Genomic DNA, 17,773 nt, shown 5'->3' with positions numbered 1-17,773 from the left:
AAATATTTTTTTAAGCTATATACAATTCATTAAAAATAAAAAAACATGATAAAATCATCAGAATTGATTCTTAATCCCGACGGAAGTGTCTATCATTTGAATCTAAAACCAGAACATATTGCAAAAGACATCATCTTTGTTGGCGATCAAAATAGAGTAGAGAAAATCACTCGTTTTTTTGACAGTATTGAGTTTTCTATACAAAAAAGAGAATTTAAAACAGAAACTGGGATGTTTAAAGGGAAGAGAATTACCGTAATGTCAACTGGAATTGGCCCAGACAACATAGATATCGTTATGAACGAAGTAGATGCTTTGGTAAATATTGATTTGAAAACCAAAATGCCAAAAGAAAATTTAACCTCATTAAACATTATTAGAATTGGAACTTCGGGTTCACTTCAAGTCGATATTCCTGTTGATAGTTTTGTAATGGCAAAATACGGATTGGGTTTGGACAACATGCTTCGCTCCTATTTAATAGATGAAATTTCTATTGTAGAAATGGAAAATGCTTTTATAAAACACACTAATTGGGATTTAAAAAAAGGACGTCCCTATATCATTGCTTGTTCTGAAACGCTTGCAAAAAAAATGGATAGCGATAAAATACATAAAGGAATTACCGGAACTGCAGGAGGATTTTATGGTCCGCAAGGGCGCGTTTTGCGTTTGAATATTCAAGATGAAAAATTAAATGCTAAGATGGATAATTTTAGTTTTAATGGAGAAAGAATTACGAATCTAGAAATGGAAACCGGAGCTATTTTTGGACTAGGAAAACTTCTTGGTCATCATTGCTTATCATTAAATGCAATTATCGCTAATCGTGCTTCAGGAACTTTTAGCGAAGACCCTTATAAAGCTGTTGACGAATTAATTGCCTATGCTTTAGATAAAATAGCTGAATAATATTTTTTTATTTTTTTGGTTTAAATAATTTTTAGAATGTAAAAGTCAAAACCACCAAAATATATAGCTTTAAACTATTAAATCTAATAGAAAAAAACTGTTAAACAAAATTCAAAATCAATTCTTTATCTTATAAATTATTTATAAAAAAGTTACTTTTGCTAAAATAGTAAAAGCATTTTCGCTTTTGTTATTACTCCACACATGCTTAGAACTGTAAATAATTATATTACAAAAACTAAACAAAATTTTCAGGTAAAAAAGCCCTGGGACAATGTCATTATTTTTGTTCTAAATGTATTAATCGCTATTCCGGTATTCATTATTGTGCATCAAAATACTATAAATTTGAATTGGTATTTTAAAATAGACCGAGTTATATTGTTCCTGTTTATTTTAATTACAATACAACTAATTTTAAGAGCTTTGAGAACAATAATCATTATTTGTATTGTACTTTATTTAATAGCTCTTGCATTTGGAAGCTTCTCTGGGAGATATGGATTTTCTAGTATAACCGAAGATTATAGGTACATGATATATTCTATGTCTGACAGCCCAAATCCGCAAGATTTAATCCTCTCTAAATTGCTACCTTTTCCTAATAAATCTAAAATTATTTCGGCTATAGAATATGACAATAGAAAAGTAAGAGATTTTGCATTAATGGCAACAACTAAACATTTTAAGAATGTAAATGGCTATTTTAAATTCAGAACAATTATTCAATGCTTTGCCGTTTTTAAAGAAATAAATAACCGATGGAATTATGTTAGTGATCCTAAAGGAAAAGATTATATTGCCACAGCTACCGAATCCTTACTATATTTATCTGGTGACTGCGATGATCACTCTATACTTATGGCCGCTAGCATTAAAGCTATTGGCGGCACACCTCGATTAATTCATACTGGTGGTCACATGTACCCGGAAATATTAATTGGTAATTCTGTCGATCTAGAGGCCATAAATTATCTCATAAAAAATGTACTTTTTGTTGCTGAAAGCAAAAGAAAATCAATTCATTACCATATTGATGAACGCGGACAAGTTTGGCTCAATTTAGATTATACGGCTAAATATCCAGGAGGTCCGTTTATGTCAGAAGAAATATTAGGGGCCTTAACTTTAGACTAATTTTACCAATCGATTGGGATTTTGCTTTTAGATTTTAAATAGAAATTAGTTTTACTAAAATGCTTATTACCAAACCATTTGCCTTGATTAGCGCTCATAGGCGATGGATGACCACATTCTAAAACAAAATGTTTGCTTCTATCAATTTTCAAGCCTTTTTTATGGGCAAAACTTCCCCAAAGCAAGAAAACAATATTTGTTTTCTCTTTAGAAATGATTTCGATAATTGCATCCGTAAAAATATTCCACTTTAAGTGTTTATGACTATTGGGATTGTCTTTTCGAACAGAAAGTGTTGCGTTTAAAAGTAAAACACCTTGCTTTGCCCAACGCTCTAAATTTCCTGAAGTTGGCATAAATAGCAATTCTAAGTCATCATTTAACTCTCTATAAATATTGCGCAACGATGGGGGAATTTTTACACCATCATTTACTGAAAAACATAATCCATTGGCTTCTCCGTCTCCATGGTAAGGGTCTTGTCCAATAATTACTACTTTCAAATCATCAAAAGAGCATTGTTTTAATGCTGCAAAAATTAATTCCTTTGGCGGATAACAAACTATATTTTGATATTCATGCTCTACTACTTTCATCAAATCGTGAAAATAGGATTTCTGAAATTCTTCAAATAAAACGGTTTGCCAAGATGGATCAATATCAATCAACATTGCATAATTTTTTCCAAAAATATGAAATTCTCAATCAATAAGACTTTTAACCTTTGTAACTTTGAACTTTGATTCAAAATACATGATCTCAATTACAGAAAAAACTTTACAAGACCTTCAATTTCCTACCGTATTAGAAACTATTTCTTCTATATGCAATACCGATATTGGAAAACAAAAAGCCCTGGAAATTGTTCCGTTTAAAGAAAAAGAAATGCTGATGACAGCATTAATGCAAACATCTGAATACCTTTCCTCTTATCAAAATAATAATGCAATTCCTAATCATGGGTTTGATGCCATTTCGTATGAAATAAAATTTCTAGGCATTGAAGATAGTTTTCTTGAAGTGGGAAGCTTCAGAAAGATTGCTTCAATTTCTGAAACAAGTAATGTCTTACTCCAATTTTTTAAAAAATTCGAAGATTATTACCCCTACTTAAATGGCAAAGCATCACAGATAGAATACACTAAAGAAATTATTAAGCTAATTGATGAAGTTGTTGATAAATATGGTGAAATTAGAGATAATGCTTCTCCCGATTTACAACACATTCGAAGAGAAATGAATACTGTTCGGGGTAAAGTGAATCAAAGTTTCGGAATTGCTTTAACACAATATAACAGCTTAGGTTATTTAGATGATATTAAAGAAAGTTTTGTGCACAACCGACGTGTTTTAGCAGTTCTAGCCATGTATAGAAAAAAGGTGAAGGGCTCAATACTTGGAAGTTCTAAAACGGGAAGTATTGCTTATATAGAACCCGAAACTACATTGAATTATTCTCGAGAATTGAGTAATCTAGAATATGAAGAAAAAGAAGAAATTACTAGAATTCTAAAACAACTATCTAATAGTATTCGACATTTTTTGCCTTTAATTATTCAGTATCAAGATTTTTTAAGTGATATAGATGTCATTGCTGCAAAAGCAAAATACGCTACTCGAATTAATGGAATTTTACCTAATATAACAGAAGAGAGAAGATTGTATTTTCGAGAAGCTTTCCATCCTATTTTGTATTTGAATAATAAACAGAAAAACGAAATTACACATCCTCAAACTATCGAATTACATCAAGAAAATCGAATTATTGTAATCTCTGGTCCTAACGCTGGTGGAAAAACAATATCTTTAAAAACAGTTGGTTTGTTGCAATTGATGTTACAATCCGGAATACTAATTCCTGTACACGAGCGAAGTGAAACTTTTTTGTTTGATAGAATATTAACCGATATAGGCGACAATCAATCTATTGAAAATCATTTAAGTACATACAGTTACCGACTAAAGAACATGAACTATTTCCTGAAAAAGTGCAATAAAAAAACATTGTTCTTAATTGATGAATTCGGAACGGGTTCTGATCCTGAATTGGGAGGTGCTTTGGCAGAAATTTTCTTAGAAGAGTTCTATCATCGTGAAGCTTTTGGAATAATTACTACACATTATTCAAACCTAAAAATTTTGGCAAACGAGTTGCCTTTTGCAACAAATGCTAACATGCTTTTTGATGAAAAATCACTAGAACCATTGTATCAATTAGCTTTAGGACAAGCAGGAAGCTCCTTCACTTTTGAAGTTGCTCAGAAAAATGGAATTCCATTTGGCTTAATTAATCGTGCCAAAAAGAAAATTGAAGTGGGTAAAGTACGATTTGATAAAACCATTGCTACGCTTCAAAAAGAGCGTTCTAAGATGGAAAAGACATCGCAAACGTTAAAGGAGGAAGAGATTAAAGCACGTGAAGAGGGAAGAAAAATGGAAACCATAAACGTAAAAATAAAAGAAAAGTTAGAAAGTTTTCAGGAATTGTATGATAGTAATCAGAAACTCATTTATATTGGGCAAAAAGTAGATGCTATTTCGGAGAAATATTTCAATAATAAAAACAAAAAAGAATTGCTTGCCGAATTTTTGAAAATTGTAGAAATGGACAATTCGAAACGCCGAAAAGCATCTGCAAAAGAAACGATTGTAAAAAAAGAGAAAGAAAAAACAATTCAAAAAGAAGTAGAAGTTAAAGTAGAAGCCATTCGGATTGAAAAAAAAGAAAAGAAAATAAAAGCCAACTTGGTTCCTGAAAAACCAAAAGTTATTTTAAAAGTTGGTGATCGTGTTCGAATGTTTGATGGCAAAGCAATTGGCACCATTGATAAAATAGAAAAAAATAAAGCTGTTGTTAATTATGGTGTTTTTACTTCTACCGTTAGTATTGAAGCTTTAGAATATGTGCAAAATAAATAATCGTTATGGAAATTTCAGAATTACCAATAAATAAGAAAATAATTCTTTTTGACGGTGTTTGCAATCTATGCGAATCATCAGTTCAATTTGTTATTCAATATGATAAAAAAGATTTTTTTCGGTTTGTGGCTTTACAATCAGAATTAGGTCAAAAAATTATACTTCATATTGGTATTCAAGATAAAAATATAGATAGTATTATTTTATACCATCCAGGAGTTGCCTATTATTACAAATCCGAAGCTGCTTTGCAAATAGCTAAAAATCTTGGTGGTTTTTTCCATTTTGGAACTTTTTTTAAAATTATTCCAACTGGTTTACGAAATGTACTTTATGATTATGTTGCTAAAAACAGATATAAATGGTATGGAAAAAAGGAACGTTGCATGATGCCTACTAAGGAATTAAAAGCTAAATTTTTAGAATAATTTATATTATTCTACTGTATTTATTTTTTGATGCAATTGATTCAGTAATACTTGGTAGCGACTTATTTGCATTAAATCATCATCTTCTTCTGAAAAATCGAGAAGTTCATCAAGTAATTCGCTAACTTCTACTAATTTATTATTAGCTTCTTTAAATTTTTTCAGGGCAATAAGATCAATTATTTCTTGAACACTTTCCTTTAATACTATGAATTTATTACTTTTCATCTATTTTCAGTTTAGTTGTTTTTTGATGTATTATTTGCATTGAATTTTTTTACAATTTCTTTCAATCTTTCATTTCGAAGCACTATTGCTTTTTTTGCTTTATCTTGCTCTTTGTGCAATTTATCATTATGCTTTTTGATGTTCTTTTCGTTATTTCTACTCATCTTAAATCTCGTTTTATTTCTTCCAAAGTTTTATTTGTAAGCATCAAGTCATTTATTATTTTTTCTCGTAAAACATCTAAATCTTCATTTTCAAAATGTTTTGCCCAAGAGGTTAGATTAAGAAGGTTACGAATTTGCTTTATTTTTTTAGTTGTTTCAAAACTGGTTCGAAGTATTGCTTTGTTATCATATAAAGGGTTGTTTTTATGTTGATAGCTTACCGTTTTTGTATTGAAATCGGTTGTTATATAATACAATTTCTCTAATGTGTTGTCAGGATAAAAATTGGTCCATAATGCAAATCCTAGTTTAGTTTTTGATTGACTCTGAATTTCTAAAGATTCTAAACGCCATTTACTATTGGCTAGCCTTCCCCAATGATTAGACAATCTGTACATTCCTATTTCAGTATAATAGTAAGTGCTTCCAGATGAACTTATAAAATCACTTTTCCTATTTTCAATTTCTTCAAAAGGAGCTTCTTTAAAAACGCAAAAAGTATTTTTGAATGAATTTGGTTTAATTGGAAATGCAATTTTCATACTCAAAATTAAATAAAATAAATAAAAGAAAACCATCACAATAATTGAATACCAATGTTTTTTTTTATTTAAAAAATGAAATTATTTTATTACAATTTTCTTTAAAACTGATTTATTCTCAGAGGTTATTTTTGCTAGATACATTCCTGAAGTTAAATTTAAATTCAATCGAGTTTCATTTAGTATTGAATTTCTGAATAGTAATGAACCCGAAACAGAATAAATTTCAATAGTACCTTCATTTATTAAACCCGAAACCATCAAGTAGTCATTTGCTGGATTTGGAAAAATTGCAACTTTTAATTCATCAAAAACTTTTGTTGTTAATGATGAAGACCATGGTTGTCCAGCATTTGGCCCCCAAATATAATCAGCTAAACTGGGGTAGTCAATAAAAGGATTTCTGTTTATTTGCCATGTATAGATGTAGTTATTTCTATTCATTTCAAAATCATCAACCTTTTCAAATCGATTCCAATCTAACAAAGTGGCTAAATCGCCTATCTCACCAATTCTGCTAGTAGAAGGATTTCCGTTTACAACACTTAGCCCATTATAACGCACTGCCATATAAAACAAAGCTCGAGCAACATCACCACGCCAAGTACCTTTATTTCCAGTTGGTCCTTTATAATCTATTCCGTAATTTTTATTACCTCTTGAAGTATTTTCTTGACCGTCTTCCGCTCTAATATGATGTGCATCACCGTGACCAGTAGCAATTACATCAGGTCCTGTGGTTGTCCAGTTATTAATTCCAGAAGGAATGCTGCTAGTAGCATCAGCAAACCCCCCACGAGATTGAGGAAAAATATGTTCTCTATTCCATTTTCCAATTATGCTATTGCCATCCTGAGCATCAATTTTAGAACGTGGTTGTTCAACATACATCAACCAAACTTGATTGCTATTTGCTGGATTTTGATCTGATTTATTTAAAATATCATATATATCGCCATATACATGTGCACGAACTACTGCTGGATTAGCAATAATATTTTGTAAACCTAATTTTAATGCTTGACCAGAAAGACCTTCAATAGAATAATAATAATTTGCTGGAGCTGTACTTAAAACATTACCATAAGTTGGATTAAGCGGAGAACCAAAAGATGAAACCGTAAAATTTATATCATTAACTCTAACAATTATACTATTATTATTTAAATAATATTCGGTAGATGGAGTTGCAAATTGAACTTTTAATTCTTCATCACCTTCATTAAAACCATCATTTTTAATTAAAATTGTTGCACTCCCCGTAATAGCTCCAACTGGAATTGTTATACTCAAATTGCCTGTAATATCATTAGAATTAAAATTAAAATTATTTAAAATAAAAGTTAAGTTCAATGGAACATTTGTAACCGCTCGACTTAACGTAGCTGTAACAATTAAATTCTGACCCTCAGTAATAGTTGTTACATTAGTTGATGTATTAACATAGTTAAAAATAAATCCAGTGCCATCATTGTTTACACCAGGAGTTGGGTTTTTAACTTCATAAGTACCATCATTTTTTCGTTGTATAGATTGAGTCTGTACTGCTAGTGTTTGATTCTCATTGGTACATACTGTAATTCCAAAAATAGACATTAATGCCGTTGGCTTTACTGTTGGATTATTAGAATAAGCCAAAGCATTTATAAGTCCAGCAGATTTTGCAGTTGTATTCAATGGGAAGTCTGAGGCATTTCCTAAATACAAAGCCACTGCATCTGGTCCGTTTTCTAAACTTGTGATAGGAAAAGTCATCGCTGGAGTTGGAGAAACAGTAGGATTACCTATAGTAATTATTCCATTTATATCAGTCTTTAATCCATCTAAATCAATAGCAAAATAGCTGAAAGTTCCTGATCCAGTTGTTGAACCATTAAAAAAAACTAATACATACCCATCAAGCGAAAATGTTGGCGAGGTTGATTTAAGTTCGACAAACTCTAAAATATCAGAACTTGGAGTATCGGCATCTATTTCATTAATTACAATTTGTCCGGAGGACGAAACATATGAACACAAAAATAACAGTGCGAAAAACAAGTTTTTCATCATTTTTATAAATTTTAGTTAGACAAATGTAATGAATTTATTGATATATTGCATATAATGCAATTTTAGAGTATTAATAATTGAATTTATGCACTTTGTGAAAAAAAAATTGTTAATCTTTTTTAAAAATGTACATTTGCAAAAAATTTGTGGTTTTATAATTCTATTATTTATTTTAACACTAAAAAACAATACGTTATACTTTTATATGAAAAAAATTGTTGAATACAGAAAGCTACTAAATGTTGATAAAATGGTAGCATTAAAGGATTTGAAAACTATTTATAGAAATGCTATGAAAGAAAGTCATCCTGATAAATTTCAGGGTGATGAAGCTGGATTAAAAGAAGCTGAAGAAAAAAGTAAAGAAATAATAGAAGCTTATCATTTCCTAGTAAGTATAAATCCTGAAACCATCAAGCAAGGATTGCCTGAATTTAATGAGACTATTGCTACTTGTACTATTTTAGATTATAAATATGAAAATATTAGATTGTCTGTAAATTTTTCTAACGGAAGTAGCTATGAATTTATTAGTGTTCCTAAAGCAACATATATAAAAATGGTAAATGCTGAGTCTCCCAGCCGATTTGCAAAAAGACATATTTTTAATGCTTTTCCTTACAGAAAAGTAAGCAACCAAGAATAAAATAATTACTATTTCACTATTTTAAGCGCTGTAATTGGCGCTTTTTTTGTTTTGTTACAACTTCTTTTTGTAAGGAACTATATAAAAAATCACTAATTTTAGTGATTGTATGTTTAAAAAAAACAATCTAAATTTGTAGTAATTTTTATATTAATAAATTGTTACTAATATGGATGATTCTTACATAAAATACGAACTCAAAGCAATAAAGGCTAAAGAAAAAGTTTGTATTTTAGAAAACGAATTGATAGACATTAGAAATAAACTTAGTTTAGACCGACGTAATATTGAACTAATTCATGAATTAAAGAGGATAAATATAAGAATGTCTAAAGCAGTTTATGAATTAAAACACTTTCAATTATTTCTTGAAAATCCTAGTAGCATATCATAGTTCGTTTAAGTAAAAATACAAAACTTCAATTTTATAAGTAAATAAAAATTATATGAATGATTCTTGTCAAATTTATGTTGATCAAATAAAAAAGGCTAAAGAAACTGTCGAGATGTTAGAAAATCAACTTCACGAAATAAGGCTAAAAATTCAAAAACATAATGATGCTAATGATTATCAAATGCTTAGAAAATTAACGCTAGATATGACAATAACTCTTAACGAATTAGAGCATAGTCAATTTAATTTAGATCAGTGCAAAAGTAAACATACTAAACCTAATTAATAAAAGCGATTTTCAAAAATCTGAAAATCGCTTTTTACATTATTATAATGGACTTTATCTTAAAACGCTTTATTTATTCCCTTTCTCAAAATCTGCAACAAACTGAGCCAGACCAATATCTGTTAAAGGGTGTTTCAGTAAGCCATATATTGCAGAAAGTGGCCCTGTCATCACATCGGCACCAATTTTAGCACAATTTACAATATGCATCGTATGACGAACAGAAGCCGCAAGAATTTGGGTTTCATAACCGTAGTTGTCATATATTAATCTAATCTCTTCAATTAGAGCCAAACCATCGGTTGATACATCATCTAAACGACCTATAAAAGGAGAAACATATGTTGCTCCTGCTTTTGCAGCCAATAAAGCTTGCCCAGCTGAGAACACTAAAGTTACGTTAGTTTTAATTCCTTTATCTGAAAAATATTTAGCAGCCATGACCCCTTCTTTTGTCATTGGCAGTTTTACTACAATTTGTTCGTGCAAATCGGCCAACTCCTCGCCTTCTTTAACCATTCCTGCGAAATCTAAAGCATTTACTTCGGCACTTACATCACCGTCTACAATATTACAGATATCAACATAATGTTTCAAGATGCTATTTTTACCCGTAATTCCTTCTTTTGCCATTAAACTTGGATTAGTCGTAACTCCGTCTAAAACGCCTAATGCTTGTGCTTCTTTAATCTGAGCTAAATTAGCTGTGTCTATAAAAAATTTCATAGTATTGATTTATGTTAAATTATTTTCTAATATTTGAAAGTCATTCAAAATTCCGTGCAATATTACAATTTATAATGATTCATTAGCATTTTTTCATAGACTTTATCAGGTAAAATTCTTTTTAGTAAAATGGAAAATTTTTGCATAAAAGCACCTACTTTATAATGAATTCTAGGATTTGGATTTTGAATTATCGTATAAATAGCTTCTGCCATTTCGTTAGGATTACTGCCAGAATCAACATGATCGTCAATCATTTTAAGGGTATTACCATACGCAATTTCATATGCTGAACCTTTAATTAATGGAGCGTGAAATCGTCCTGATGCAATATTGGTGGCAAAATCTCCCGGAGCAACATTTGTAATTTGTATTCCAAAGGATTTGACTTCCATTCGCAAGGATTCTGTGATTAATTCTAAAGCGCCTTTTGATGCTGAATATACACTTCTGTAAGGCAAACCCATATACGCTGCAATTGATGTAATATTGATTATTAATCCCGATTTTTGCAACCTCATTTGTGGTAAAACCGCTTTCATGACTTCTATTGGTCCGAAAAAATTGGTCTCGAAATTATTTTTAATTTCTTGGGTCGGAATTTCTTCTAATGGTCCTGTGATTCCTACTCCTGCATTATTAATGACAATATCTAAACGACCAGAAAGAGCAATTACTTTATTCATTGCCACCTTTATACTTTCTACATTTCTGACATCTAAAGCAAGTAACGGAAAAATAGAATTGACTACTTTTTCAGGATTACGACTGGTGCCGTAAACGATAAAATCTTTTTGATGCAGATATTCTCCTATAGATTTCCCTATTCCAGAAGAGCCACCAGTAATAAGAACTACTTTGTTCATTTATGATTTTTTTCCTCACCCCAGCCCTCTCCAAAGGAGAGGGAGCCGAGCCGTGAGCTTTGTTGTTAATACAAATGTAGTTATTTTGATTCTTTAATTATAATTTCTAGAAAACCCTATAAATTGTCTTTAGCCCCGATAGAGATAAATAGCTCGTGACGTAGGAGCGACTATAGGCGATAGCGGGAACATGATTAGTTGAAATGCCGAAAATTATGCTCCTAATTTTCAAAAAAAAATCCTCCATAAAGGAAGATTAAAAAAGGCAAGCGACCTACATCGCACCGCTCAACCACATACCTTTGCTATGTTCCCATCCTGGAGGAGTTTGCAGGAGCTGGTCGTGTAGGACTTGCCGGGTGCAAATATACAATCTTTTTGTATTTTTGCAAATGGATTTAAACTTATAAATTACTATTGTATATTGCAGCTTTAAAATTACAACAATGAAGAGACGTAACATTCTATCAATCATTTTATTAGGCTTAATTATTGTTTCCTGTGGAAGTAAAGGAAAAGATTCAGCAAGCTATTTTAGCTTTAACTCATCGGAATTTAAGGAACAATTTAATCCGAATGAATCCTTATTTCTTGAAATTCTGAATACTCAAAACAAAGAAATTGACAGTATTATTTATTATGTAAATGATGTAAAAGTAGCCTCGAAAAAAGGAGTTGAAAAAGTGCGTTTTGAATTTAAAGATAAAAAGTTAGGGTATCAAAACTTGAAAGCTTTAGTTTTTTTTGAAGGCGAAAATGTTGAAACAACAGCAAGAGTGGAATTAGTTTCAGATGTTGAGCCTAAATTATTAAACTATAAAATAATAAATACTTTTCCGCATGACACTACTTCATATACCGAAGGACTTGAGTTTTATAGAGATACCTTGTATGAAAGTGGCGGACAATATAATAGGTCAAAGCTTTTTAAAACAGATTATAAAACTGGAAAAGTTTATAAGAACTTAAAAATTGACGACGAATATTTTGCTGAAGGAATTACTATTTTAAATAATAAAATTTTTCAATTAACGTATAAAGAGCTTAAAGGTTTTGTTTATAATGCCGATACTTGGAAATTAGAAAAAACATTTAACTTCGATAAGAAAATTGAAGGTTGGGGTATGACAAATGATGGGAAATATCTATATCAATCTGATGGAACTGAGAAAATCTGGAAAATGAATCCTGATACTCAAAAAATGATTGATTATATTAATGTATATACCAACAATAGTAAAATAAAAAGTGTAAATGAATTGGAATGGATAAAGGGAAAATTGTACTGTAATATTTGGCAAAAAGATGCCATTGCAGTTGTTAATCCGATTAGCGGAACAGTAGAAGCTATTTTAAACCTTACCGATTTAAGAAAGCAATTAAAATACAGTAGAGCTGAAGTTTTGAATGGAATTGCCTTTAACCCTAGAACAAATACGATTTTTGTTACCGGCAAATATTGGGATAAATTGTTTGAGATTAAGATTATAGAATAAGAAAATATTAAAAATAAGAAAAGCCCTAATAATAATGTTTAGGGCTTTTTTTATTCTAAGTGTTTTAAGCCACTACGGCTGTAAACTCAATTTCAACAAGATATTCAGGGGCAACAAGTTTGCTCACTTCATAAAAACCTGTTGTAGGCTTTACATCTTTAAAATAAGTAGCGTGTGCAGTTGCAACTGCTTCAAAAGTTGAAATATCGGTAGTAAATATTCGGGTACGAATAACGTCTTTCATACTTACATTTAAATCTTCAAGTACTTTTTCTATTCGTTCTAAGATATTTAATGTTTGTGCATGGGCATCATTAGCTTTTACTTTTTCGCCATCTACAATAGCAACTGTACCCGAAACTTCAACAATATTACCAATGCGAACAGCACGACAATATCCCATTTTGTCTTCCCAAGGTGAACCTGTTAAGATATTTTCTCTTTTCATTTTATTATTAATTATTGATTTATAATGTATTATGAAACTATCACTTAATGAATTAGTCCATCTGCAATTTAAAAAAATAAGATTAGTTTACAATTATTTTTTCTTTTTATTAGATGATGTAGTTAAAGCATTTACAAATTTATTTTCAGTAGGACTGTAGGTCATTTTATTTTCTTGAGTTTTGCTTTTTAAAATAATATCTCCTTCAACTGTAATACTTAATAACAAGCCTTCATTTCTTACTTTTTGAATAGTCTCTGAAGCTGTTTGTTTAGCATCTAAAAAATGAATTTCTTTAATTTTAGTAGTAGTTTGTGTATTGGATAGCAATTTGGTTTTAGAAGTTACATTGCAAATCTCTGTAAATGTCGTTGTTGCATCTTCAGTTTTTAATTTGGCTTCCGTAACTTTATTTTCTGTCCAAGAAACACTATACAATTTTACTCCTTTAGCCATAAATGGTAAAATTTTACATTGTAGAGGCAACTTGTTTTCATCGATACTTTTTAATAAAATAGTATCTTTTTTCGCGCCTTTATTTGTAATGAATAGATAAAAATTATTCTTAACTATCTCAGCAGAAATATTATCGAATTTAGCAAGAAATTTCGAAGAAGTTGATTTTTTTTGACTAAATGAAGTGTTAGAAAATAATAAAATTGTAAAAAGCAGAATTGTTTTTTTCATGAGAAAGTTAGATTTTCAACTGCTACGAAAATACAAAATAATATGAATTGAAATAAAAAAAACCGAGCTATTTCTAACTCGGTTTACAATTATGTGGTATTTAAAATTTAGTCTTTCTGAGATTTTACAGCCAAGCTGTAAATAACTAATCCGAAACCTATTTTATTGATTGCATCGGCAATATTGTAAGCTACGTCTACGCTACCTTTACCAAGTATACTTGTATACCAACCGTCAGTTCCTAGCATATATCCTAATGGATAAATAGCCCAACCTACAAGTACAAACCAACATAGAATTTTATGAGCTGCTAAAACATTACCTCCAGCTGCGGCTGCTAATTTAGAAGCACTTCCTAACCAAATTTCATAAACTATAACAAAATAAGCTAATCCAGAAATACCACCCCAAAGTGCTGCACTATCAGAATAAACTGTTTCTCCTAAGTATCCTGTAACAAGCATTACTATTGATAGAAAAATCATTTTCCATAATAAATCTGTTTTCGCACCTGCTACTTTGAGTATCAAGTAAAACTCTAAACACATCAATGGTACTGTCAAAATCCAATCAACATAACGGAAAAAAGTTGGTGATTCATGAATTTCTGCCCAGTACTCTTTCATATAAAAGTAATGAACAGCGGCAATAAAGGTAATTAAACCTGACACTAAAACAGAAGTACGCCATTTTTTATCAAATTGATTCAATGATAAAAAGAAAAAAGCTGATGCAGCCATCATGGCCATGCATCCTACAAAAAAAGTAAACCCTACATAATCATCTGGTAACATTTTAGTTACTAATGATGGAATAAACATTAAGTTTGTCATAATAAATAGTTTTTGGTTAAAGTTAATAAAAATTTGTTTAATCAAATATATAAAATTTTAAACAAAAAACAATACATTTTGTTTATTTTTTTTTAACTAATTTTGAACAAAAATAAAATTGAATGACAAATTACTCGAATTATGCAATTATAGCAAGCTTTTTTGGCTTATGGATAAATTCATATTTATCAACTATTGGTCAACTTTGCGTAGGATTTATCTTAATATTCACTTTCGGTATTTTACATGGTGCAAACGATTTGGAACTCATTAAAATTGTAAATACCAAAGGCAAAACTCTTCATTTTTATAAAGTCCTTCTTTATTATGTAGCAATAGTATTGAGTGGAGCCATTTTATTTTATATCATTCCATGGTTAGCTTTGAGTTTATTTATATTAGTAAGCGGTTATCATTTTGGTGAGCAACAATGGAATGAAAAACTAAAACTAGCAAACAGATGGGTGAAATTTTTTTTCCAAATGATATATGGACTAATAATTCTATTTTTAATTTTTTTATTTCATGATAAAGAAGTTTATACAATTATTTTAGCCATTACATCTATAGGAGTTCCAATATATTCATTTTTTCTTATTCTAAAAATTCTTCTTTTTTTATTTATACTATTTATTGTATTTCTTTACTTTATAAATGAGGAATTCAAAAATTTTATTTTTAAGGAACTTTTCTATCTAATTGTATTTACTATACTATTTAAAGTATCAAGTCTTATATGGGGGTTTGCTTTGTATTTTATATTTTGGCATAGTATCCCATCTATAATGAACCAAATGAAATTTCTTTATGGTGAGGTTAGTTTCGAAAATTTCAAAATATATTTCCGTTCTGCTTTTTTTTATTGGATAGTTTCATTAGTTGGGATTGCTTTGCTTTATTTTATTCTTAAAGACCAAAAAATATTTAATGCCTTGTTTTTTTCTTTTTTAGCTTCTATAACTTTTCCTCATGTACTAGTTATTCTGAAAATGTTTGAAAAAAAATAAATTCAATATTCAATAAAAAAAACCGAGCTATTGCTAACTCGGTTTAGTCCATCAATTATTAAAAAAATAATTATTTCACTTCTTCATATTCAACATCTTGAACATTGTCTCCTTGAGCCTCTCCTTGTGGTTGTGGCTCTTGTGCTTGACCTTGCTCTCCTTGTGCATACATTGCTTCTGTAGCAGTTTTCCATGCAGCGTTGATATTGTCTAAAGCTTTTTGAATAGCTGGAATGTCTTGAGATTGGTGAGCCATTCTCAATTCAGTTAATGCATATTCGATAGCTACTTTGTTATCATCAGATAATTTCTCGCCTAATTCTTTCAATTGAGATTCAGTTTGGAAAATCATTCCATCCGCTTCATTCAATTTTTCGGCTCTTTCTCTTGCAATTTTGTCTGATTCAGCGTTTGCCTCAGCATCTTGTTTCATTCTTTCGATTTCTTCAGCTGTTAATCCAGATGAAGCCTCGATTCGAATGTCATGCGATTTTCCAGTTCCTTTGTCAGTAGCCGATACTTTGATGATACCATTAGCATCGATGTCAAAAGTTACTTCAATTTGTGGAACTCCTCTTGGTGCTGGTGGAATACCATCTAAGTGGAAACGACCAATTGTTTTGTTATCAGCAGCCATTGCTCTAGCTCCCTGCAATACGTGGATTTCAACGGTAGGTTGAGAATCGGCAGCTGTAGAGAATACTTGAGATTTTTTTGTTGGTATAGTTGTATTAGACTCAATTAATGTTGTCATTACACCTCCCATAGTTTCGATACCTAAAGATAATGGCGTAACGTCAAGTAACAATACATCTTTTACATCTCCAGAAAGAACTCCACCTTGAATAGCTGCTCCAATAGCAACAACCTCATCAGGGTTAACTCCTTTAGACGCTTTTTTACCAAAGAATTTTTCTACTTCGTCAGCAATTCTTGGCATACGAGTAGAACCTCCTACAAGAATAACTTCGTCTATGTCAGAAACAGATAAACCTGCATCTTTCAAAGCTTTTGCTACTGGTGCCATAGAACGTTTTACCAACGCATCTGACAATTGCTCAAATTTAGCTCTTGTTAATTTTTTCACTAAGTGTTTTGGTCCCGAAGCTGTAGCTGTAACATATGGCAAATTGATTTCTGTTTCAGCAGAAGATGACAACTCAATTTTTGCTTTTTCAGCTGCTTCTTTAATTCTTTGTAAAGACATAGGATCCAAACGCAAGTCAATTCCTTCTTCAGCTTTGAATTCATCTGCCAACCAGTCAATAATTGTTTGATCAAAATCATCTCCACCTAAGTGGGTATCTCCGTTTGTAGATAAAACTTCGAAAACCCCGTCTCCTAATTCAAGAACAGAGATATCAAATGTACCTCCACCTAAATCGTAAACAGCAATTTTTTGATCTTTACCTTTTTTATCCAAACCATAAGCTAATGCAGCTGCAGTTGGTTCATTGATGATTCTCATTACTTTAAGACCAGCTATCTCACCCGCTTCTTTTGTAGCTTGACGTTGAGCATCATTAAAGTAAGCTGGAACAGTAATAACTGCCTCAGTAACGGTTTGACCTAAATAATCTTCAGCCGTTTTTTTCATTTTTTGAAGTGTCATAGCTGACAATTCTTGAGCAGTATATAAACGACCATCAATGTCTACACGTGGTGTATTGTTGTCTCCTTTTACTACTGAATAAGGAACTCTTTTTGCTTCTTCTGTAGTTTCAGCAAAAGTATGTCCCATGAAACGTTTGATAGAAGCAATAGTCTTAGTTGGATTAGTTACTGCTTGTCTTTTAGCAGGATCCCCTACTTTAATTTCTCCACCTTCAACAAATGCGATGATTGATGGTGTTGTTCTTTTTCCTTCTGCGTTAGGGATAACAACTGCTTCATTACCTTCCATTACAGAGACACAAGAGTTTGTTGTACCTAAATCAATTCCGATTATTTTACCCATTTTTATTATATTTAATTTTATTGTATATTTATTTTTAACAACTCG

Annotated in this window: 20 protein-coding genes and 1 other RNA gene; 9 read left to right on the top strand and 12 right to left on the bottom strand. The window is 30.7% G+C overall.

Going from position 1 to position 17,773, the window contains the following annotated elements; all coding sequences use genetic code 11:
• The first annotated feature begins 45 nt into the window (after window positions 1–45).
• Both ACFQ0S_RS03280 and ACFQ0S_RS03275 read left to right on the top strand, forming a co-directional pair.
• Complete coding sequence (locus tag ACFQ0S_RS03280; protein WP_379753494.1) at window positions 46–912, top strand: nucleoside phosphorylase; 867 nt, start codon at window positions 46–48, stop codon at window positions 910–912.
• 204 nt (window positions 913–1,116) lie between these two features.
• A complete protein-coding gene (locus tag ACFQ0S_RS03275) occupies window positions 1,117–2,049 on the top strand; it encodes a transglutaminase (RefSeq protein WP_379753497.1) in 933 nt (310 codons plus the stop codon).
• Between the two features lie 2 nt (window positions 2,050–2,051).
• Here the strand turns inward: ACFQ0S_RS03275 and ung are convergent, their stop codons facing one another.
• A complete protein-coding gene (ung, locus tag ACFQ0S_RS03270; RefSeq protein ID WP_379753500.1) occupies window positions 2,052–2,720 on the bottom strand; it encodes a uracil-DNA glycosylase in 669 nt (222 codons plus the stop codon).
• Window positions 2,721–2,802: 82 nt separating this feature from the next.
• On the opposite strand from ung, the gene ACFQ0S_RS03265 reads away from it, so the two are divergent.
• Complete coding sequence (locus tag ACFQ0S_RS03265) at window positions 2,803–4,968, top strand: endonuclease MutS2 (RefSeq protein WP_379753503.1); 2,166 nt, start codon at window positions 2,803–2,805, stop codon at window positions 4,966–4,968.
• Between the two features lie 5 nt (window positions 4,969–4,973).
• Window positions 4,974–5,396: a thiol-disulfide oxidoreductase DCC family protein gene (locus ACFQ0S_RS03260; RefSeq protein ID WP_379753506.1), complete on the top strand. Its 423-nt coding sequence runs from the start codon at window positions 4,974–4,976 to the stop codon at window positions 5,394–5,396.
• Window positions 5,397–5,402: 6 nt separating this feature from the next.
• On the opposite strand, the gene ACFQ0S_RS03255 is transcribed toward ACFQ0S_RS03260, so the two are convergent.
• The 4 genes from ACFQ0S_RS03255 to ACFQ0S_RS03240 all read right to left on the bottom strand — a co-directional run bounded on the left by ACFQ0S_RS03255 (window position 5,403) and on the right by ACFQ0S_RS03240 (window position 8,382).
• On the bottom strand, window positions 5,403–5,624 hold the full coding sequence (locus tag ACFQ0S_RS03255; protein WP_379753509.1) for a hypothetical protein: 222 nt from the start codon (window positions 5,622–5,624) through the stop codon (window positions 5,403–5,405).
• An 11-nt stretch (window positions 5,625–5,635) separates the two neighbouring features.
• On the bottom strand, window positions 5,636–5,788 hold the full coding sequence (locus ACFQ0S_RS03250; protein WP_379753512.1) for a hypothetical protein: 153 nt from the start codon (window positions 5,786–5,788) through the stop codon (window positions 5,636–5,638).
• The gene (locus ACFQ0S_RS03245) at window positions 5,785–6,330 is read right to left on the bottom strand and encodes a hypothetical protein (RefSeq protein ID WP_379753515.1); all 546 of its coding nucleotides are present in this window, start codon (window positions 6,328–6,330) and stop codon (window positions 5,785–5,787) included. The genes ACFQ0S_RS03250 and ACFQ0S_RS03245 overlap by 4 nt, the downstream gene beginning before the upstream one ends.
• Before the next feature lie 81 nt (window positions 6,331–6,411).
• Window positions 6,412–8,382, bottom strand: a complete 1,971-nt coding sequence (locus ACFQ0S_RS03240) for an endonuclease (protein WP_379753518.1) — start codon at window positions 8,380–8,382, stop codon at window positions 6,412–6,414.
• Between the two features lie 205 nt (window positions 8,383–8,587).
• Between ACFQ0S_RS03240 and ACFQ0S_RS03235 the strand changes: the two genes are divergently transcribed.
• The 3 genes from ACFQ0S_RS03235 to ACFQ0S_RS03225 all read left to right on the top strand — a co-directional run bounded on the left by ACFQ0S_RS03235 (window position 8,588) and on the right by ACFQ0S_RS03225 (window position 9,708).
• Window positions 8,588–9,028 (top strand): KTSC domain-containing protein, encoded by a 441-nt coding sequence (locus ACFQ0S_RS03235; RefSeq protein ID WP_379753521.1) that lies wholly within the window; start codon window positions 8,588–8,590, stop codon window positions 9,026–9,028.
• 169 nt (window positions 9,029–9,197) lie between these two features.
• On the top strand, window positions 9,198–9,422 hold the full coding sequence (locus tag ACFQ0S_RS03230) for a hypothetical protein (protein WP_379753524.1): 225 nt from the start codon (window positions 9,198–9,200) through the stop codon (window positions 9,420–9,422).
• Between the two features lie 52 nt (window positions 9,423–9,474).
• Window positions 9,475–9,708: a hypothetical protein gene (locus tag ACFQ0S_RS03225; RefSeq protein WP_379753527.1), complete on the top strand. Its 234-nt coding sequence runs from the start codon at window positions 9,475–9,477 to the stop codon at window positions 9,706–9,708.
• A 69-nt stretch (window positions 9,709–9,777) separates the two neighbouring features.
• Here ACFQ0S_RS03225 and fsa read toward each other — a convergent pair whose 3' ends face one another.
• The 3 genes from fsa to ffs all read right to left on the bottom strand — a co-directional run bounded on the left by fsa (window position 9,778) and on the right by ffs (window position 11,658).
• Entirely contained in the window at window positions 9,778–10,434 is a 657-nt protein-coding gene (fsa, locus tag ACFQ0S_RS03220) for a fructose-6-phosphate aldolase (protein WP_379753530.1), read from the bottom strand.
• Window positions 10,435–10,496: 62 nt separating this feature from the next.
• Window positions 10,497–11,300, bottom strand: coding sequence for an SDR family oxidoreductase (locus ACFQ0S_RS03215; protein ID WP_379753533.1), 804 nt, complete (start codon window positions 11,298–11,300; stop codon window positions 10,497–10,499).
• A 260-nt stretch (window positions 11,301–11,560) separates the two neighbouring features.
• An RNA gene (gene ffs, locus ACFQ0S_RS03210) (signal recognition particle sRNA small type) lies at window positions 11,561–11,658 on the bottom strand.
• 88 nt (window positions 11,659–11,746) lie between these two features.
• Here ffs and ACFQ0S_RS03205 point away from each other — a divergent pair.
• On the top strand, window positions 11,747–12,796 hold the full coding sequence (locus ACFQ0S_RS03205) for a glutaminyl-peptide cyclotransferase (RefSeq protein WP_379753536.1): 1,050 nt from the start codon (window positions 11,747–11,749) through the stop codon (window positions 12,794–12,796).
• 64 nt (window positions 12,797–12,860) lie between these two features.
• Here the strand turns inward: ACFQ0S_RS03205 and ACFQ0S_RS03200 are convergent, their stop codons facing one another.
• The 3 genes from ACFQ0S_RS03200 to ACFQ0S_RS03190 form a co-directional block, all read right to left on the bottom strand.
• On the bottom strand, window positions 12,861–13,244 hold the full coding sequence (locus tag ACFQ0S_RS03200) for a RidA family protein (RefSeq protein ID WP_379753539.1): 384 nt from the start codon (window positions 13,242–13,244) through the stop codon (window positions 12,861–12,863).
• Between the two features lie 93 nt (window positions 13,245–13,337).
• The gene (locus tag ACFQ0S_RS03195) at window positions 13,338–13,931 is read right to left on the bottom strand and encodes a hypothetical protein (protein ID WP_379753542.1); all 594 of its coding nucleotides are present in this window, start codon (window positions 13,929–13,931) and stop codon (window positions 13,338–13,340) included.
• Between the two features lie 107 nt (window positions 13,932–14,038).
• Complete coding sequence (locus tag ACFQ0S_RS03190; protein ID WP_379753545.1) at window positions 14,039–14,764, bottom strand: bacteriorhodopsin-like; 726 nt, start codon at window positions 14,762–14,764, stop codon at window positions 14,039–14,041.
• A 122-nt stretch (window positions 14,765–14,886) separates the two neighbouring features.
• Between ACFQ0S_RS03190 and ACFQ0S_RS03185 the strand changes: the two genes are divergently transcribed.
• Window positions 14,887–15,771, top strand: coding sequence for a Brp/Blh family beta-carotene 15,15'-dioxygenase (locus ACFQ0S_RS03185; RefSeq protein WP_379753548.1), 885 nt, complete (start codon window positions 14,887–14,889; stop codon window positions 15,769–15,771).
• Window positions 15,772–15,841: 70 nt separating this feature from the next.
• Here the strand turns inward: ACFQ0S_RS03185 and dnaK are convergent, their stop codons facing one another.
• A complete protein-coding gene (dnaK, locus tag ACFQ0S_RS03180; protein ID WP_379753551.1) occupies window positions 15,842–17,728 on the bottom strand; it encodes a molecular chaperone DnaK in 1,887 nt (628 codons plus the stop codon).
• Between the last annotated feature and the right edge of the window lie 45 nt (window positions 17,729–17,773).

Source organism: Flavobacterium myungsuense (genome assembly GCF_042677265.1).
Lineage (GTDB): Bacteria > Bacteroidota > Bacteroidia > Flavobacteriales > Flavobacteriaceae > Flavobacterium > Flavobacterium myungsuense.
Note: the sequence above shows the minus strand (reverse complement) of the source record. Positions and strands in the feature narration are given on the sequence as shown.

Coding starts and splice junctions, on each gene's coding strand:
- ACFQ0S_RS03280 (WP_379753494.1), top strand. CDS start 46: ATGATAAAATCATCAGAATTGATTCTTAATCCCGACGGAAGTGTCTAT.
- ACFQ0S_RS03275 (WP_379753497.1), top strand. CDS start 1,117: ATGCTTAGAACTGTAAATAATTATATTACAAAAACTAAACAAAATTTT.
- ung (WP_379753500.1), bottom strand. CDS start 2,720: ATGTTGATTGATATTGATCCATCTTGGCAAACCGTTTTATTTGAAGAA.
- ACFQ0S_RS03265 (WP_379753503.1), top strand. CDS start 2,803: ATGATCTCAATTACAGAAAAAACTTTACAAGACCTTCAATTTCCTACC.
- ACFQ0S_RS03260 (WP_379753506.1), top strand. CDS start 4,974: ATGGAAATTTCAGAATTACCAATAAATAAGAAAATAATTCTTTTTGAC.
- ACFQ0S_RS03255 (WP_379753509.1), bottom strand. CDS start 5,624: ATGAAAAGTAATAAATTCATAGTATTAAAGGAAAGTGTTCAAGAAATA.
- ACFQ0S_RS03250 (WP_379753512.1), bottom strand. CDS start 5,788: ATGAGTAGAAATAACGAAAAGAACATCAAAAAGCATAATGATAAATTG.
- ACFQ0S_RS03245 (WP_379753515.1), bottom strand. CDS start 6,330: ATGAAAATTGCATTTCCAATTAAACCAAATTCATTCAAAAATACTTTT.
- ACFQ0S_RS03240 (WP_379753518.1), bottom strand. CDS start 8,382: ATGATGAAAAACTTGTTTTTCGCACTGTTATTTTTGTGTTCATATGTT.
- ACFQ0S_RS03235 (WP_379753521.1), top strand. CDS start 8,588: ATGAAAAAAATTGTTGAATACAGAAAGCTACTAAATGTTGATAAAATG.
- ACFQ0S_RS03230 (WP_379753524.1), top strand. CDS start 9,198: ATGGATGATTCTTACATAAAATACGAACTCAAAGCAATAAAGGCTAAA.
- ACFQ0S_RS03225 (WP_379753527.1), top strand. CDS start 9,475: ATGAATGATTCTTGTCAAATTTATGTTGATCAAATAAAAAAGGCTAAA.
- fsa (WP_379753530.1), bottom strand. CDS start 10,434: ATGAAATTTTTTATAGACACAGCTAATTTAGCTCAGATTAAAGAAGCA.
- ACFQ0S_RS03215 (WP_379753533.1), bottom strand. CDS start 11,300: ATGAACAAAGTAGTTCTTATTACTGGTGGCTCTTCTGGAATAGGGAAA.
- ACFQ0S_RS03205 (WP_379753536.1), top strand. CDS start 11,747: ATGAAGAGACGTAACATTCTATCAATCATTTTATTAGGCTTAATTATT.
- ACFQ0S_RS03200 (WP_379753539.1), bottom strand. CDS start 13,244: ATGAAAAGAGAAAATATCTTAACAGGTTCACCTTGGGAAGACAAAATG.
- ACFQ0S_RS03195 (WP_379753542.1), bottom strand. CDS start 13,931: ATGAAAAAAACAATTCTGCTTTTTACAATTTTATTATTTTCTAACACT.
- ACFQ0S_RS03190 (WP_379753545.1), bottom strand. CDS start 14,764: ATGACAAACTTAATGTTTATTCCATCATTAGTAACTAAAATGTTACCA.
- ACFQ0S_RS03185 (WP_379753548.1), top strand. CDS start 14,887: ATGACAAATTACTCGAATTATGCAATTATAGCAAGCTTTTTTGGCTTA.
- dnaK (WP_379753551.1), bottom strand. CDS start 17,728: ATGGGTAAAATAATCGGAATTGATTTAGGTACAACAAACTCTTGTGTC.